Genomic DNA, 16313 nt, shown 5'->3' with positions numbered 1-16313 from the left:
TTTAAAATTAAAGAACCTGCCAAATAGAATCGACGAACCAGTTTTTGGAATCTGAAATCTCATCAATGATATGAAATTTGGCATCTCTTGCGAGTTTGCTAATGTCGTCGTGCGCAAATTTTTGTGAGATTTCCATATCAATCAACTCATTTTCTTCAAAGCGAAAAATCTGCTTTCCGATGTGTACATTTTGCTCCGTAAGACTTACGAGATAACTTTTACAAGCGCCTGAAATCGGGTCGTAAGTTTGGTAATGCTGGAAAGTCAGAACATCGAAATCCGCTTCCAATTCGCGGTTCATTCGGATGAGAAGATTCAGGTTGAAAGATGATGTGATTCCTGCTTCGTCATTGTAAGCATTTAAAATAGTGTGTGGATTTTTCTTCAAATCGAAACCGACCAGAAGAATATCTCCACGGTTTAGTTTTCGTCTAAGCTCTCTGCAGAAATGGTAAGATTCTCCCATATCCATATTGCCAATATTGCCGCCTAAAAACAAAACCACTTTTCTTCTTTGAGAGATAGACATCGCCTTGTCGAGCATGTCAAAATAATCACCTTCCAACGTTTTGACCCCTAAATCTGGCAAATCTCTGCTGAACTTTTCATTTAATTCATCCAAAATATGTCCGGAAATATCAATTGGCATATACGTAAAATCGATATTTTCTTTGGATAGGTATTCAAGCAGATAACTGGATTTCATCGCATCGCCGGCTCCCAGTTCTATCAAATCGAAAGGCTCGTTATCAATTAAAATACTTTTTGCTAATTGCTCAGTTTTATTTTTGAAGATATCGAGCTCACAATCAGTCAGATAATATTCCGGCATATTCATAATCTGTTGGAACAGTCTGTCACCGGCCTCGTCGTAAAAATATTTTGAATATAACTTTTTTGGACTGCTATTCAAGCCTTCCAGAACATCCGCAAGAAAAACTTCCTTGGAGTCGTTTTGCGTCTGAAACTCTGCTTCCACCTGTGAATTCATAAATATTGTTTTTTGGTTTTTAGAGGACTACAACTATCTTGCCTCCACCGGAATTGGATTCCATAAAAGTGTGGGCTTCCACAATTTCTTCCAGCTTGAAGACCTTTTTTATTTTAGGATGAATGTTGCCATTTTCGATTTCATTAATAAAATCCTGAAAATAATGGCCGTCCATTCTCATTTGTCCACTGTCGTAAACGGTAAGGAAAGTTCCTGCAGGAATATAATCCATGGGTGCAAAATCTTTGATGGACCATTGCTCGGAAAGCATTCCGGTCATACAGACGATTCCGCCTTGCACAACCGATGCTAAAGAGTCCTTTAAAGTTGTAGTTCCAACAAGTTCTAAGATTTTATCGATCTTTATATTTTGATCTGATATTTGATTCGAAAGATTGCCATCATCAATCAGAACTTTATCGGCTCCATTGTCAAGCAATAAATTTTGTTTACTGATATTTCTGGTCGTACTTATCACTTCCAAGCTTTCGGATTTTGCAAGTTCTGCAGCTAAAAGACCAATCGAGGAAGTCCCGCCACGGATAAGAATTGTTTCTCCTTTTTTAATTTTCAAAGCAGAATGCAGCGAGCCGTAAACCGCCTGGAACATTTCCGGCAAAGCACCAAGAACTTCCCAAGGCAACTCACTTTCAAAAGGACTGATAATTGATTTGGGTAAAACTGCAAATTCAGCGTAGCTTCCGTCGAAATCACGTCCCATTCCGCCCATAAAAGCCGTGACTTTTTTGCCTTTATGGAATTCACCTGACGCATCTTCAACGATTTCGCCGACACATTCAATTCCTAATATTCTGGGAAAATGGACACTTTCGGAGTAGCCTTTTCTGGTCATTATCTCCGAACGGTTCAATCCGAAAGCTTTCACTTTTACAAGAACTTCACCTTTTGACGGAGCGGGGATTTTTCTTTCTTCAAGACGTAAATTCTCAGGACCGCCTGCACGATATAAAACAGCTGCTTTCATAATGTTATGTTATGAAACCTGTGAAACAGTTACATTATTGAAAATGTAACTAAATATTTTCCAATGGTTTTCTTCCTGCCGAAACACAAAAAAATCTCTGCTTGTCTTTTGTACTGTTGAAGTATCTTGTGGATCAATTTCAGATGTATTTGCAACTGCTTCAACAAATCCATAATTATCGTTGATATCAATTTTCAAATTATCAAACTTAATTTTAAAGTCTTTTTCTGTAAGAAAATTCGATCTTGATCTTCCTATTTCCTCTCTCTTCAATGAGCGGAAACCATCAGGCATAAAGACGGCATCCTCTGAATAAAAAGACAGCACTCTTTCGATATTTCCTGAATTAAGAGCTGATTCAAAACTTTGAATGCTCTCCTTAATTACATTTTTGTGATGACTCATAATTTCCAAATTAAATATTATTTCGTTTACGTTCATTTATTTTTTAGAATCTAATGACAAAATTGATATTATAAAATAGAAAGTACCAATAAACAAATTCAAGAAATAATATTGAACTAGTTTAAGATTTTAGCAATCACCACTATGGCTGAAGACATAAATCATACAAATTCAGCAAAAGACTTTCTATCAAAGTCCAGATTGTTAGTAATTATTAAAATTGAATTATAATAAGAAACAAGTCGAAATAGGTTATATTAAAAAGAGTTTTTAATTCTTGTTTAATTTGGCTTAAATGCACAAGATTCAAAAGTATTTTAAAATACGTTCGTCCTAATCACAACTAACTAAGTATCGAAATTTAAATATCACTACGCTTTTTTTTAAAAATTAAAACAATTTTTCACTACCAAAATTACTGCAACAAAAAAGTCATTATTCAATCATTTGTTGTTCCCTTTCTGTTAGTTTTTCACCAGTCTTTCAAAGATGCTTTATCTGAAATGATTGCAGCGGGGAAAACAGTTTTAAAACTGGAAGGCAGAAAAGGAAATGTCAAAAGCATTTGAAAATTTTCTTCCGGATATTGGGACGATACACCTGCAATGGCCAACACAAGGTTGAAATTGAAGGATAAACTGCTACGGGAAAATATTATTGTTTAATTATTCTTATTAGCAGTAATGATGGCAAAAAGTTGAAGACCACAATTGATGCTAATTATGAGGATGAATACTTTCGGTTAGATAGACCGTGGTTGGTCTCAAAGAGAATGGGGAATTTTTTTTGGCAGGATGAAAACTGAGATATTAAGATTCAAGTAGGTGTTATATTTTTCACAAGATCAGATAAGTTTAATTAATTTGAAATTCCAGAAATTCTTTCCAAATCTTCAACCAAATATTTCGACATCTCTTCGGTTATGGTACAAGACAAGCACAGCCAATTATAGACTTATTAAACCAATACTGATTGCTAAGAGTTTTTGGAAACTAAATTGCATTAGATAAAAGCTAAAAAAAATTGTTCGATAAAATTGGGTTTTGTAACTGATTTTTAATTTGGCTCAATCGAACCAAATCATCGATAAAAGTGTTTGAAGATACGCTCGTCTTGGTCACAAGACCGACATTTGAAGATTTTACTCTCTTATGTCGGTTTTTTTTATTTCCTAAACCGTTGTTATACTTATAGATACATTGGGCAACAATATTCATTTTAGATACTTGAAAATTTTGCGTCAAATTCGATTTTTTGAGGAAATATCAAACATCCAATAGTTCTTTTGTTTGCAAATCGTCTGTTTATAGATGTTTGAAAGGTTTTCCATTGAGTCGAGAATATTTTCTATTTTTTGTTTTAATATCGAGCTTTTTACTCTCTGAGAGAATAATGTTGGATCTCTTTTTATAACTGTTCAATTTGTTCTTTTTCTCTTTTTTCACCCCTTTGTAATCGTCCTCATCTAAATTGTCCGCAAGATATTTATCATTTGTATTAGCAACTTTTTCATTAAGCTCATTGATCTCTTTTGATATGAACCTCCTTTTCGCATCTATGTCGGAGGTGAATTGTTTGTAGTTATCGACCGCAGCCATATCCATATTATTTCAGTCTGTGTTGATAAAGAAGAAAAAAGATTTCTGATCAATTTGAAAAGGTTCCCTGTATGAAAGTCTGTCGGAAACTGAAAAAGAAATTTAGTCTTACATCTGTAACCGGTAAAAAATCAGCGGAATAATAAGATTTTCCACCCAGTAAATTACCAGGTCGGTGATGTGAAAAGTCAGATAGCTGCTGTCGTTAGTCATTTGTCAGACTATAATAAACTTCAGACTTTGGTGAGTACAATACCTTGCTTTCCCTATTCAACCTTACCTCCGGAAAACTGGAGGGTGAATTTCTGAAGGCATTGGCAGGATTTATTGTACTTTCCATTAAATGAGAAAGGCGAAAGAGCAAGGAATCCGTTAAAGGTTTCCTTATTCGGAAAGAACACAGGACTACCGACTTTGGAATTGCATTTTGCAAAAAGCAAGGAGGCTTTAAAAGACCACCCGACAAAACCAGCCATTAAAACTGCCATTACCAGTGCCCTGAAATCAACATGTGATGAGCCGCCTTTTAAAAACAGCTACGCAAACAGGGCATCAATGTAGTAGTACGTAGGAATGATACAGGTTATGAAGAACAAGTTTTTGCCAATAATATGAAGAAAAAAAGGAGAAGAAATTAACAAATAATAACCAACCCGGTCGCAAAAAAATAAAACCCTCTATTGAAAGAAGGTTTTAAAATTAATACTGCAAGGAAATTTGACGGTTTCAATATTTTACTTCAACAAATCTCCCATTCCAAAGGCCGTTAGCGCTTTATCATATTCAACTTGTACGGCATCATTTGCAGCTTTGATATATTGTCCTGTGAAAGGGTCAACATTGGTTCTTATCGGGCGCTGACCTTTGGGTAAGCTGATTAAATTGACCACGGCGTCTGCAACATCTTGCGGATTAGGTTTTAAGGTTTCGAATGCCTTGCCAACAGCAGCACCCATTTTATTAGGATAATCTGCTATAGCTTGATAAGCATCATTAACCGACGCATCGGAACCAGGGTTGAATTTTTGTGACATCTCTGTCGGGAAAGCACCTGGCTGTAGGATAGCAACGTCCACACCCAACGGTCTTACTTCGTAATGCAAACCTTCGCTTATACCTTCCAAACCAAATTTTGAAGCACTGTACATTGTTGCAAAAGGAAAAGAAACTGTGCCAAATCCGCTGGTGATGTTGATGATGAGACCTTCGGATTGTTTACGCATAAATGGCAGTACCAATTTCATCAATCGCCAAGGTGCGATGACATTGATATCGAATATTTCTTGCACATCGGCGGTGGTAAAACTTTCGGCCACACCGTTTCTGCTAAAACCCGCATTGTTTACCAAAACATCTATTGTTCCTTCTTTTGCGATGATGGTATCTATGGCGTTCTGCACACTATTTTCGTCCGTAAGCGCAACATCCAAAACTGTGATGTTTTCTACCTCTGAAAGGGCTTTTGCTTTATCTGAATTTTTACCGTTCGTATCTCTCATTGTTGCGTAAACCTGGTGTCCCAAGGCTGCAACACTTTTTGCGGTAAGCCATCCAAATCCGCTATTTGTTCCTGTTATTAATACAACTTTTTTGCTCATTATATTTTGTTTTAAATTAATGATACAAATTTCCGAACTTTAAAAATGAAAACATTTACCATTTGGTAAAAAGAGATTTTTAACGGATGTTTTTTCTAATTCTACTCAACGATTGTTGGGTAACGCCCAAGTACGAAGCGACCAATGAAAGCGGAACACGGTTGATCAGCATTGGATATTTTTCGAGGAATGACAGATAACGGGTAGTTCCATCTTCGGAAACCAACGGACTTCTTCTGTCCATCGCTTCGGTTAAACATTTGTGTGTTATTTTAGCAGAAATCTTATCCCAATCCAGAATTGTATTTAAAATTTCGTCCCAATCTTTTTTAGAGAACACCAGCATTTTACAATCGGTAACAGCCTGGATGTAATCAGTTGCTGCTGCTTGTGCATCAAATTTTTGCTGGTCCGAAACAAAACTGTTTTCGCTAATAAAATAATAGGTTATTTCTTCGCCCTTATTATTGTAATAGCAAAAACGAAAAACGCCTTCCGAAACAAAACCAATGTATTTTGGAATTTTTCCTGCTTCGGAAAAATAATCATCTTTTTTTAGTTCCAATTCCGTTGCCTTGCTTTTGATAAAGTCGATTTGCTGTTGGTTCAAATTACCAAAATGCAGTATATATTCAATTAATTTTTCCATTGTTGTAAAGTTATGAAGCAATTTTAATTAAGGAATTACCATTTGGTAAAAAGTGATTTTGACTGAGTTTATAACAAAATCCTGGAAGGTTTTTAGTTTATCAAAAGTTGTATGATGTTTTAATATTTTCTAATTAAAACCAGCCCTAAACTCTTGCGGGCTTTGGCTGGTTTTAGCCTTAAATAAACGACTGAAAGATTGCGAATATTCAAAACCTAATTCATAGGCTATTTCTGAAATCGATAAATTCGAGGTAGATAATTTTTCTTTTGCTTTTTCAATGATCTTGTTTTGGATGTGCTGTTGTGCATTTTGCCCTGTTAAAGAGCGCAGCATATCACTCAAATAGCTTGGTGAAAGATGGAGGCTCTCGGAAAGATGCTGGACTGTCGGAATACCCTGGATGGCCAGATTTTCATCTTTAAATAGTCCTTCCAAAATTCCCTCCATTTTTTGTAAAAGGTCATTGTTTGCTTGTTTTCGGGTTATGAATTGTCTCTTGTAAAAACGATTGCTGTAATTGAGCAGAGTTTCTATTTGTGAGATCATTACATCTTGACTAAAATCATCAATTCTGCTTTGCAATTCTTCATCAATATTTTTGAAAATTGAAATAATAGTATCTTTTTCTTTATCTGAAAGATGCAATGCTTCATCGGCAGAATAGCTGAAAAAGCCATACTTCTTTATCTTATTTGCTAAAGGATAAGACAATAAAAAATCGGGATGAATTAATAACGTATAGCCGGAATGGTCGCCGTTGTTATCGCTGTTTGCAGTAACCTGATTAGGCGATACAAAAAACAATCCGCCTTCATCAAAGTCATAATAATGTTGCCCGTATTTCAACTGCCCGGTAAGATTTGACTTATAAGAGATCTTATAAAACGCCGAAGTTCGCAGGTCGGCTATGTTGCTATAATCTATCTTTCTATTGGTATTGTCAAAAAGACTGATCAACGGGTGCAAGGGTTTAGATAACCCAAGCATCCGATGCAATTCTGTTAGTGAATTATAAATGTAAGGAATATTTTTGTCCTTTTTCATCTCATAAATTTAGTGATTTTCTACCACGGAATTTCGCCAGTATCCGTATTCATATCTTCAGAGAAAAATTTACCTGTCGGCCCGTCCTCGCCAATGATGGCATATTTTACAATTCGGTTGCCGGCATCAACAACAGAACCTTGCCCCAAATTATGGTTAAAATCTGTCTTGGTAGAACCTGGGCTAACAGCATTTACCTTAAAGGGCAAATCCTTCAACTCATACGCCAGCACAATGGTGTACATATTTAAGGCTGATTTGGAAGACTGATATACCGAGCCTTTGAAGTTGTAATGAATAAAATTTGGATCGCTGTGTAACGTGAGAGAGCCCTGGCTTGAACTCACATTGACAATTCTGGGTGCCGATGAGTTTCGCAATAGATCCAAAAATGCCTGCGTAACTCTTATCACGCCGTATACATTTACTTCATAGACTTTCTTGTAAACATCAACACCCGTTTCTGTTGCAGTATGCATTACTGGTTTGCCATCGCTAAATTCTATTCCATTGATGCCTGCATTATTGATCAGTACATCCAGTACTTCTGTTTTCTTGCCCAATTCAATCTGGGCATTGTTTACCGAATGCTGATTGGTAACATCTATTGCAAGCAACTCAACATTTTTCAGCCCTTCATTTTTTAATTTTTCGACGGCTTCTTTACCATTTTTTAAATCTCTGCTACCTAGATAAACGTAGTACCCTTTTTGTAACAACTGTTTTGCTACCTCGAAACCAATGCCTTTGTTCGCTCCTGTTATTAATGCCTTTTTCATTTCTTTTAATTTTAAATGTTTGAAAAACAAAGGTCATTATATCTAAAATGCTGTTTGTAACCCAACTGAGGTTTTTGATAACAAAATCGTGGATTTTTTTTAGTTTGGCAAAGGTTGGATGATGTTTGCTAATTGAAACTAGCCCTAAACGCCAACGGACTTTGATTGGTTTTTTCTTTAAACAATTTGCTGAATGATTGCATATGTTCAAAGCCTAATTCATAAGCAATTTCACTTACCGTTAAATCCGTAGTTGACAATTTTTCCTTTGCTTTTTCAATCAGTTTTTCGTGAATGTGCTGTTGCGTATTCAGACCTGTCAATGTTTTGAGTAAACTACGCAGATAGGTTGGCGAAACATTTAAATGGTCTGAAATGTATTGAACAGTTGGCAATCCCTTTGCAACCAAATCATCACTGTTGAAATAATCTGAAAGTAATACTTCCAACCGGTCGAGGATTTGATGATTTGTTTTCTTACGGGTAATGAATTGTCTCTGGTAAAACCGTTCCGAATAATTCAACAAAGTTTCTAAATGTGAAATGATGATGTCTTGGCTAAACCGGTCGATGTTTGTTTGATATTCGTTTTTGATGTTTTCAACAATACCATTTATCATTGTTTCTTCCTTATCCGATAAAAACAAGGCTTCATTGGTCGTGTAGCCAAAAAAATCGTATTGTTTTATTTTTTTAGCCAAAGAAGTATTCCATAAAAAATCGGGATGGATAAACAACATCCAGCCGTCTATATTTTCTGGAATATTATCACTTTCTCCACGTAAAATTTGTCCGGGCGATAAGAATGCCATCACGCCCTCATCAAAATCGTATTGCTGTTGTCCGTAAAACAATTTATTGCAACCTCTTTTTAAAGTAATCACGTACAAATCAAATATCACAGCAAAAATTCCTGTATCCTTTTTTTGTTTGGATAAATCAATGATTTCAATCAATGGATGATGCGGTTTAGGCAAGCCCATTAATTTGTGTAACTCAGAAATGGTTTTTATTCGGATTGGTTTTTCCATAATGCAGATTTGATTAATTTTTTAAAAACGGATATTTCAACCAAATCAACACCAAAGGCATCATTAACAACGGAATTTCCATCAATACCATTTTAAAATTTCCAATCCTCATTGCCAACGCCATAATTATTACTATAGAAATAGCATTAAGCACATTGCCCAAGAAAAATGTTTTAGGGATAAGCAACAATACACCAACCAATAGTGTAATCCAACCGAAAATAGGTATCATTGTTTCAGTAATGCCCAATTCGCCCATCATTTTCATCGCTTCGGGATGTTTTTTGTAATTAAATGTGTCCCAACCGTGTTTGAATGCCAGAAAAACCGACACTGCCAACAATATCAAAGAAATTATACTTTTTACCATCGTTTTGTTTTTAAAAACTTACGTTACTAATTTATTGAATTCTTTTAATTTCATCGAAATATTAAAACTCAACCTTTGCTAACTTTTGTGATACATCCCATAATCTTTGAGCAACTTTTTTATCATTTGCTTGTTCAGGGATTTTTGCGATAGATGGAAAACCTCGGGTTTCACTCATTTTGTTAGGTCCGTAATACAATCCGCCCTTAGCTTCTGGTGAAGTGGCTGCAAATAAAGTGGGTAATGCTCCTTGTGATTGTGGCTGAAATAAAAACGGAAAAAATCTTCGCATCATTCCTGGAGTACTCCATTTTCCGGCACCATTTATCAATAGATTCGTTCGAGAAACACCCGGATGTGAAGCAATACTTGTAATGCCCCAACCGTGCTTTTCGCTTTGGCGTTGCAATTCTAAAGCAAACATTAAATTCGCAATTTTTGCCTGGCTATATGCTTTCCCCGGCTTATATTCTGATTTTGACTGCAGGTCTTCAAAATTAATTTCTCCACCACGATTGGCAATGCTTGAAAGTGTTACCACTCTTGAGTTTTTAGCTTTTCTTAAAAGCGGAAGCAATTGGGCAGTCAATGCAAAATGCCCTATATGATTGGTGCCGAATTGCAACTCAAAACCATCGGCAGTTTCGAGCCTATTGGGTGGTGTCATTACGCCAGCATTGTTTATCAATAAGTCAATAGCTTCGCCTCTTTCAATCATTCTCGAAGCAAAGGATTTGATGGAAGATAAGTCGGCAAGGTCTATTTTTTCAAAACTCACTTTTGCCTTTGGATTAATTTGTTGGATTTTAGCAATTGCATCAGCTCCTTTTTGAGCGTTTCGTCCCATTACAATCACGTTCCAACCGGCAGAAGATAATGCCAAAGCATCTTCGTAACCAATACCTTCTGTACTACCTGTGATTACGGCTAAACCGTCTTTTCTCTGAGGAATATTTGAAGCAGTCCAATTTTTAATATTGTTTTTCATTTTAAATTTATTTGTTGATACAAAGATGGCATAACGTTAACTGTTGGATTTATCCAAAACGACTGTTGATGTAGTCAAAAAATCACTTACTAATCTTTTGAATTTCAAACAATGCCGTTAATTGTTTTTACTCAACGGTATCATATCTTTTCCCATCCTGCAGATGAAAAACACGACGAGGGTTTGATTGAAGCATTAGGCGGTTTATTGCCGAAGCAAAAGACATAGATTCGAGGAACAGAATTTTGCTAATAATGGGGAAGAAACGGAAACGAAATAAAAGACAGAACTAAGACTGACTTATTAAAAAGATAACCTTTGATTTTTATGAATTTTTCAACAAAGTAAATTAGGACGTTTCAACAAAGTTCTTCATTCTATAACCTCCTAATTTTGTTTCAACAAACAATTAAAATTAAAAAAGATGAAACAATACAATAATCAAGGTGATTTGCAAAAGCCAATTAATTCTGGATTTAATGCAAAATCAACAACAGATGAAGTTATTAAGGGTATTAATCTCAAAGGAAAAATAGCTATCGTTACCGGAGGAAATACGGGAATTGGCTTGGAAACAGTTAAAACTTTATCCAAAGCAGGAGCAACCGTAATCGTTCCGGCTCGCAACCTCGAAAAAGCAAAAAGAAATCTTGCTGGAATTCCTCATGTGGAATTGGAAGAACTGGATTTAGCCAATCCTGATTCTGTTGATGCTTTTGCCGAAAAATTTCTAGTTTCAGGGCGTCCGCTTCATTTGCTTATCAACAATGCTGGCATCATGTGGGTTCCGTTACGCAGAGATTATCGTGGTTTCGAATCGCAATTGGCAATCAATTATTTAGCACATTTTCAACTCACAGCAAGATTGTGGTCTGCATTGAAAAAAGCTGACGGCGCAAGGGTTGTAAATGTTTCTTCTGGCGGACATCAGTTTTCTGATTTCAATTTTGAAGATCCGAATTTTATCCATCGTGAATATGAAACATTACTCGGCTATGGACAATCTAAGACCGCTGTCAATCTTTTTTCGCTCGAGCTTGACAATCGTGCAAAAAAGTATAATGTGAGAAGCTATGCTTTGTGTCCCGGAGCTGTCGGAGAAACGGAATTGTCAAGAGATGCACCTGCAGATTTGTTTCAAAAATTGGGTTATAGCGATGCGGAAGGAAACATTTTACCGGAAGTTGCTGCTTCCTTGAAAACCATTCCCCAAGGAGCAGCAACCACAGTTTGGTGCGCTACAAGTCCATTGCTTAATGATTTAGGAGGTGTTTATTGTGAAAACGTTGAAATAGCAAATCTTAATTCAGATCTATCGATTATAGGCGGAATTAAAGCTTATTCGCTGGATGAAAAAAATGCAAAACGCTTATGGAATTTGAGTGAAGAAATGACAGGCATTTCATTTGATCTGAGCTGATATTTGTACATTTGTAAGACATGGATTATCAAGTCAATTATATCAATCCGGAACTTAAACTTTCATGTTACGAAGGAAAGTTGTTCAAAACGGAAGCAGCATTTCAAGATCATTTACTGGTCTGGTTGATTTCAGGTGAAACCAAAATTATTCAGGCAGATGAAAGTTTTGTTTTCGGCGCAGGCAGTACTTTTTTGATTCCTAGAAACCAATTGGCAACCATCATCAATTACCCCAAAGATGAATTACCGCACAAAGCAGTTGCGATGCACCTTTCGACAAAGAGATTAAAAGAATTTTTTGACAATCAATCTGTCAAGTCGGAAATTGAAACCGAAAAAATCATCCATTTTCATCCGCATCCTTTACTGGAAAGCTGTCTAAATTCGTTAATTCCTTATTTCGAAATACAAAATGATTTCCCTGAAAATATTGCCTCGTTAAAAATCAACGAGGCAATCAATATTTTGCGAACCATTGACCCGAAAATTGATGCAGTTCTGAACAATTTCGAAGAACCAGGAAAAATTGACCTGAAAACTTTTATGGAAAAAAACTTCATGTTCAATATGTCATTGGAAAAATTTGGATACCTGACTGGTCGTAGTCTGACCACTTTCAAACGGGATTTTCATGAAGCATTCCATATGACACCACAGCGATGGCTTACCAAAAAGCGCCTGGAAATGGCACATTATGAATTGACTGAGAAAAATAAAAAACCTGTTGATTTTTATCATGAAATCGGATTCGAAAATCTTTCCCATTTTTCATTTGCTTTCAAAAAACAATATGGCTTGTCACCAAGAGAATTAATTGGACAAAATTCATATTTTGAAAAATAAATGACAAAGGGCCAAAGTAGAAATCAGCCAAAACCGACATCCACTATCATATTTTTACAAGAAATTGCCGATAAAATGAGAATAAACATAGATAGAGGTCGTAGAATTTATCATTAATTAAACGCCTCGCGGAATTCCAGCGGTGACATTTCAGTTTTATTTTTGAATAGTTTATTGAAAGATTGAGGGCGTTCAAATCCTAAACTAAAGGCAATCTCAGAAACGGTTAAATTTGAGGTGGTAAGATATTCTTTTGCTTTTGCAATCAATTTTTCGTGTATGTGCTGTTGTGCACTTTGTCCGGTGAGTGAACGTAGGGCATCACTTAAATAATTTGCAGACAAATTGAGTTGACCTGCTAAATATTCTACCGTTAAAATACCTTGCTGTAAAGGTTTTTCACTATTGAAATAGTCTGCAATAAAATGCTCAACTTTTATGAGTAAGCTGTCATTTACTGCTTTTCGGGTAATAAATTGTCTGCCGTAAAAACGGTTGCTGTAATTTAGTAACAAATCGATCTGCGACAAAATAACAGCTTGCGTATGCTGGTCAATATGTTGGTATTCTTCTTCAATTTTTTTAAAAATGGCGATTACATTACTTTCTTCTTTTTCAGAAAGATGCAATGCTTCGCTTAAAGAATAAGAAAAGAAATTGTAATTTTTAATGTTACCAGCTAATGGATGCTTTGCCAAAAAATCGGGATGAAACATGAGTGCATAACCGCTTCCGGATGTTCCGTTAAATTCATTTGTACTTTCTGCTTCGATGGACTGAACTTGTTTTGGGGCGATAAAAGTCATTGTGCCACTATCAAAATCATAATAATGCTGCCCGTATTTTATTTTCGATTGGATATTTTTCTTTAACGAAATGGTATAAAAATCTGTACTGAATTTTTTCCAAATTTCAGAAGCTATGGCGTGTAATTCTGATACCTGAACCACGCTTACCAAAGGATGCAATGGCGGCGGTATAGATAACAAACGATGAAACTCTGAAAGCGAGTGAATGACTTGCATAATTAAATTTTATAAATTTTTTGACTGACAGTTTTAATCATTTCTGTTTCCAATACAAAAATCCGAAAAGCAATAAAGCAAATAATTCTATCAGCAACCACCATAATTGTTGTATGAAAAATCCATCTTTTACAAAACCCGTTAATCTGGAAATAATGATGCCTAAAGTAATAGCAAAGAGCAATGCCGTGATCCCTAAACCCCATGAATTCCAATTGCTGTTGAATATAAGGAATAACCCCAAACCAACGAGCAATCCCCATCGTACACGCTTCTCAATCATTTGGTAAGCATCAATGGATGCAGGAAATTTTCCCAGCAAATCGGGTTTTAGAGTAAGTAAAAAACCTGCAATAAAAAAAAGAAAACCTAATATTTTTAGAACTACATTCATAGCAAATCAGTATAGCTAAAGATAACATTTATTTTCTGTCCGTCAGTTGATAAAGCCGCAACATTTTCTACAAATGCTCTTGAAAAAAGGGCACTAATTGTTCTAATGCGTTTTGAGTAGCTTGGGGTTGGTCATACAAATCGTAATGGCTTGCACCTTGTACAATATGTATTTTTTTGTTGGTGGAAGCTGCTTTATTATACAGATCGAAACCATCTCTATAAGAACCAAAACCACCTACTTTGTCTCCAACAATTACCAATAAGGGTTGTGTAAGAAAATATTCTGCCAAATGAAAAGCATCGAACATAATCAAATTACTCATACTTGTAAAAAGCAATTGATTGCAGGAATTAGGATGTTGCCCGCGAGGGGTTCTGTAATAATCGATCGCTTCCAGCAAATCCATTTCTTGGACACCTAATTGCTGCGCTTCTTCTTTGGAATTGGGTATCCAATTATTAATGAGTTTTTCAGCTCCGTTAGCTTCGGCGGTTCGTTGTTGAGCAACAGCATTGAGTGTTTCTACTGGATTAGCTTCGCGAAAAGCTCTGCTTGGATTGGTTCCTATTACGGTTCCTATTGCCTTAATTCTTTTCTCTGAAATAGCGGCATTAGCGGCGTAACCACCACCTGCACAAACGCCCATTGCCCCAATTCTGTCGTTGTCTACAAAAGATAATGTGGTAAGATAATCTATGGCACAACGAATATCTTCAACTCTTGTTGTAGGGTCTTCCAAAAACCTCGGTTCGCCACCACTTTCCCCTTGAAAAGAAGCGTCGAAAGCTAAAGTTATAAATCCATTTTGTGCAAGCTGACTGGCATAGAAACCAGCCGTCTGTTCTTTCACACTACTGCCAGGATGTACGCAAACAATAGCAGGGTATTGTTTAGTTTCATCAAAATTTTCAGGAAAATATAAATGTCCTGCTACATCCCAGGTTCTATTTTTAAAACTCACTTTTTGCATTAGTGTTTCTCTATTTTGTTATATAGCAAAATTCATAAAATAAAAAGTGATGCGTGTTTCCAAATTACGGTTTGTTGTGTCTGTATTACTGAGATGCTTTTTATATTTATTACCATTATACATTGTAATAAACATTAGCCCAATACTGCCACGCACAGCCAGTGAGTGCCATATTTGTCTTAGTTTTGTTGGCTTTGGATTGCTTAGGAAAGAATGCGTAAAGAATAAAAAAGTAATGTGTACTAAAATATTCGTGGCTGTGGCAATCGGGAGAGTTTTCAGCAGGAAACCAAACAGATGGAAAATGTCTTTGGTTAATTTACATTAATTTGACTAATTCTGCTTTGTAGTCATGTTCCGACAATGCTCCGCTGAAAAACTTTACATTCAATAGTCCAATTTTTTCACTATTGGTCAATTCTCTTTGGTAAATCTTTTCAATTGTTTGATCTTCTTCAACCAGAGGTTTTAATATATGCTGTCGCTTATCAAAAGCTTCAAAATAACGAACACCAAATTTTCGCAGAGAAGCAGCGTCAATATGTATATAATCAGGATTTGAAGTAAGGCCCGATGCCGTTACAAAATAACAATTCGGAATCGTTTTGGCAAAATTTAAGAGAGCATCATTTACAACTGGATAAGCTGAGAAATGCTGCGCATAAGGTCCTTTGTCCAAAAAATCCCCAAGTCCGCCTATGATAACAGGTAAATTCGGTTCATTGAGTTCAGTCCGAAATGCTTGTACAATCAAAGAAAACTTTTCATGATAAAGATGGGCACTTGTTGCATTGGCATCGTTTTCGCCCTGATGCCATAAAACAGCTTCTAGCTTACTAGACTTTTGAGCCAATTTTGCCTGTGCAATTGCATGTTGAAATAGCATTCCGTCTGTTGCCCAATCATCCAAACTAGTTCCTCCGTCTGCACATGGAATTAAACCAATTTCTTCTGATTCATTTTTTATACGCCAAGCTGCGGCAAACGATGCTGAAAGACCAATTCCTGCATTGGGGCGGTCAAAATTAACAGGCTCTACCATTGTTTGCCATCTACCGTTTCGAAGCATTTTTATATGTTCATCATAAATGATGTCTACGTCTTTCAAAAAACCCCGTCCTGCCATATTGGATTGCCCTACCAATAAAAAAGAGTGTACCATTTTAATTTATTTTTTATCATTTTTTGATCTATTCCAAAATCAAGTTCTTATTT

At 36.0% G+C, this 16313-nt stretch carries 18 protein-coding genes; 3 read left to right on the top strand and 15 right to left on the bottom strand.

Translation table 11 applies throughout. The annotated features are described in order from the left end of the window. Positions 1-7: 7 nt before the first annotated feature. The 4 genes from BM371_RS01715 to BM371_RS01695 form a co-directional block, all read right to left on the bottom strand. Positions 8-991 (bottom strand): L-histidine N(alpha)-methyltransferase, encoded by a 984-nt coding sequence (locus BM371_RS01715; RefSeq protein WP_034675089.1) that lies wholly within the window; start codon positions 989-991, stop codon positions 8-10. Between the two features lie 19 nt (positions 992-1010). Further along, positions 1011-1976, bottom strand: coding sequence for a zinc-binding alcohol dehydrogenase family protein (locus BM371_RS01710; RefSeq protein WP_034675086.1), 966 nt, complete (start codon positions 1974-1976; stop codon positions 1011-1013). A gap of 9 nt (positions 1977-1985) precedes the next feature. Further along, on the bottom strand, positions 1986-2381 hold the full coding sequence (locus tag BM371_RS01705) for a YybH family protein (RefSeq protein WP_165571772.1): 396 nt from the start codon (positions 2379-2381) through the stop codon (positions 1986-1988). Positions 2382-3685: 1304 nt separating this feature from the next. Then, the gene (locus tag BM371_RS01695; protein ID WP_034675078.1) at positions 3686-3985 is read right to left on the bottom strand and encodes a hypothetical protein; all 300 of its coding nucleotides are present in this window, start codon (positions 3983-3985) and stop codon (positions 3686-3688) included. Positions 3986-4306: 321 nt separating this feature from the next. Here BM371_RS01695 and BM371_RS01690 point away from each other — a divergent pair, with 321 nt between their 5' ends. Continuing rightward, positions 4307-4540 carry a hypothetical protein gene (locus tag BM371_RS01690; protein WP_051882704.1) on the top strand — a complete coding sequence of 78 codons (234 nt, stop codon included), beginning with the start codon at positions 4307-4309 and terminating at the stop codon, positions 4538-4540. Positions 4541-4713: 173 nt separating this feature from the next. Here the strand turns inward: BM371_RS01690 and BM371_RS01685 are convergent, their stop codons facing one another. From BM371_RS01685 to BM371_RS01655, 7 genes are all read right to left on the bottom strand, one after another. After that, the gene (locus tag BM371_RS01685) at positions 4714-5577 is read right to left on the bottom strand and encodes an SDR family oxidoreductase (RefSeq protein ID WP_034675075.1); all 864 of its coding nucleotides are present in this window, start codon (positions 5575-5577) and stop codon (positions 4714-4716) included. Between the two features lie 79 nt (positions 5578-5656). After that, on the bottom strand, positions 5657-6226 hold the full coding sequence (locus BM371_RS01680; protein ID WP_034675072.1) for a Crp/Fnr family transcriptional regulator: 570 nt from the start codon (positions 6224-6226) through the stop codon (positions 5657-5659). A 129-nt stretch (positions 6227-6355) separates the two neighbouring features. Then, positions 6356-7273, bottom strand: coding sequence for a helix-turn-helix domain-containing protein (locus BM371_RS01675; RefSeq protein WP_034675069.1), 918 nt, complete (start codon positions 7271-7273; stop codon positions 6356-6358). A 20-nt stretch (positions 7274-7293) separates the two neighbouring features. Beyond that, positions 7294-8052 carry an SDR family oxidoreductase gene (locus tag BM371_RS01670; protein WP_034675065.1) on the bottom strand — a complete coding sequence of 253 codons (759 nt, stop codon included), beginning with the start codon at positions 8050-8052 and terminating at the stop codon, positions 7294-7296. A 128-nt stretch (positions 8053-8180) separates the two neighbouring features. Further along, positions 8181-9083 (bottom strand): helix-turn-helix domain-containing protein, encoded by a 903-nt coding sequence (locus BM371_RS01665; protein ID WP_034675063.1) that lies wholly within the window; start codon positions 9081-9083, stop codon positions 8181-8183. A 13-nt stretch (positions 9084-9096) separates the two neighbouring features. Continuing rightward, on the bottom strand, positions 9097-9453 hold the full coding sequence (locus BM371_RS01660; protein ID WP_034675060.1) for a hypothetical protein: 357 nt from the start codon (positions 9451-9453) through the stop codon (positions 9097-9099). 61 nt (positions 9454-9514) lie between these two features. Then, positions 9515-10441 carry an SDR family oxidoreductase gene (locus BM371_RS01655; protein WP_165571771.1) on the bottom strand — a complete coding sequence of 309 codons (927 nt, stop codon included), beginning with the start codon at positions 10439-10441 and terminating at the stop codon, positions 9515-9517. 424 nt (positions 10442-10865) lie between these two features. Here BM371_RS01655 and BM371_RS01650 point away from each other — a divergent pair, with 424 nt between their 5' ends. Further along, positions 10866-11861 (top strand): SDR family NAD(P)-dependent oxidoreductase, encoded by a 996-nt coding sequence (locus tag BM371_RS01650; RefSeq protein WP_034675058.1) that lies wholly within the window; start codon positions 10866-10868, stop codon positions 11859-11861. Positions 11862-11881: 20 nt separating this feature from the next. After that, entirely contained in the window at positions 11882-12706 is an 825-nt protein-coding gene (locus BM371_RS01645) for a helix-turn-helix domain-containing protein (protein ID WP_034675056.1), read from the top strand. Between the two features lie 113 nt (positions 12707-12819). Here BM371_RS01645 and BM371_RS01640 read toward each other — a convergent pair whose 3' ends face one another. The 4 genes from BM371_RS01640 to BM371_RS01625 form a co-directional block, all read right to left on the bottom strand. After that, positions 12820-13731: a helix-turn-helix domain-containing protein gene (locus BM371_RS01640; RefSeq protein WP_034675054.1), complete on the bottom strand. Its 912-nt coding sequence runs from the start codon at positions 13729-13731 to the stop codon at positions 12820-12822. A 37-nt stretch (positions 13732-13768) separates the two neighbouring features. Further along, positions 13769-14125, bottom strand: coding sequence for a hypothetical protein (locus BM371_RS01635; protein WP_034675052.1), 357 nt, complete (start codon positions 14123-14125; stop codon positions 13769-13771). A gap of 67 nt (positions 14126-14192) precedes the next feature. After that, entirely contained in the window at positions 14193-15098 is a 906-nt protein-coding gene (locus BM371_RS01630) for an alpha/beta hydrolase (protein WP_034675051.1), read from the bottom strand. A gap of 319 nt (positions 15099-15417) precedes the next feature. Then, positions 15418-16260: a sialate O-acetylesterase gene (locus BM371_RS01625; protein ID WP_034675048.1), complete on the bottom strand. Its 843-nt coding sequence runs from the start codon at positions 16258-16260 to the stop codon at positions 15418-15420. Between the last annotated feature and the right edge of the window lie 53 nt (positions 16261-16313).

The sequence above is a fragment of the Chryseobacterium formosense genome, from assembly GCF_900116415.1.
GTDB lineage: Bacteria > Bacteroidota > Bacteroidia > Flavobacteriales > Weeksellaceae > Chryseobacterium > Chryseobacterium formosense.
Note: the sequence above shows the minus strand (reverse complement) of the source record. Positions and strands in the feature narration are given on the sequence as shown.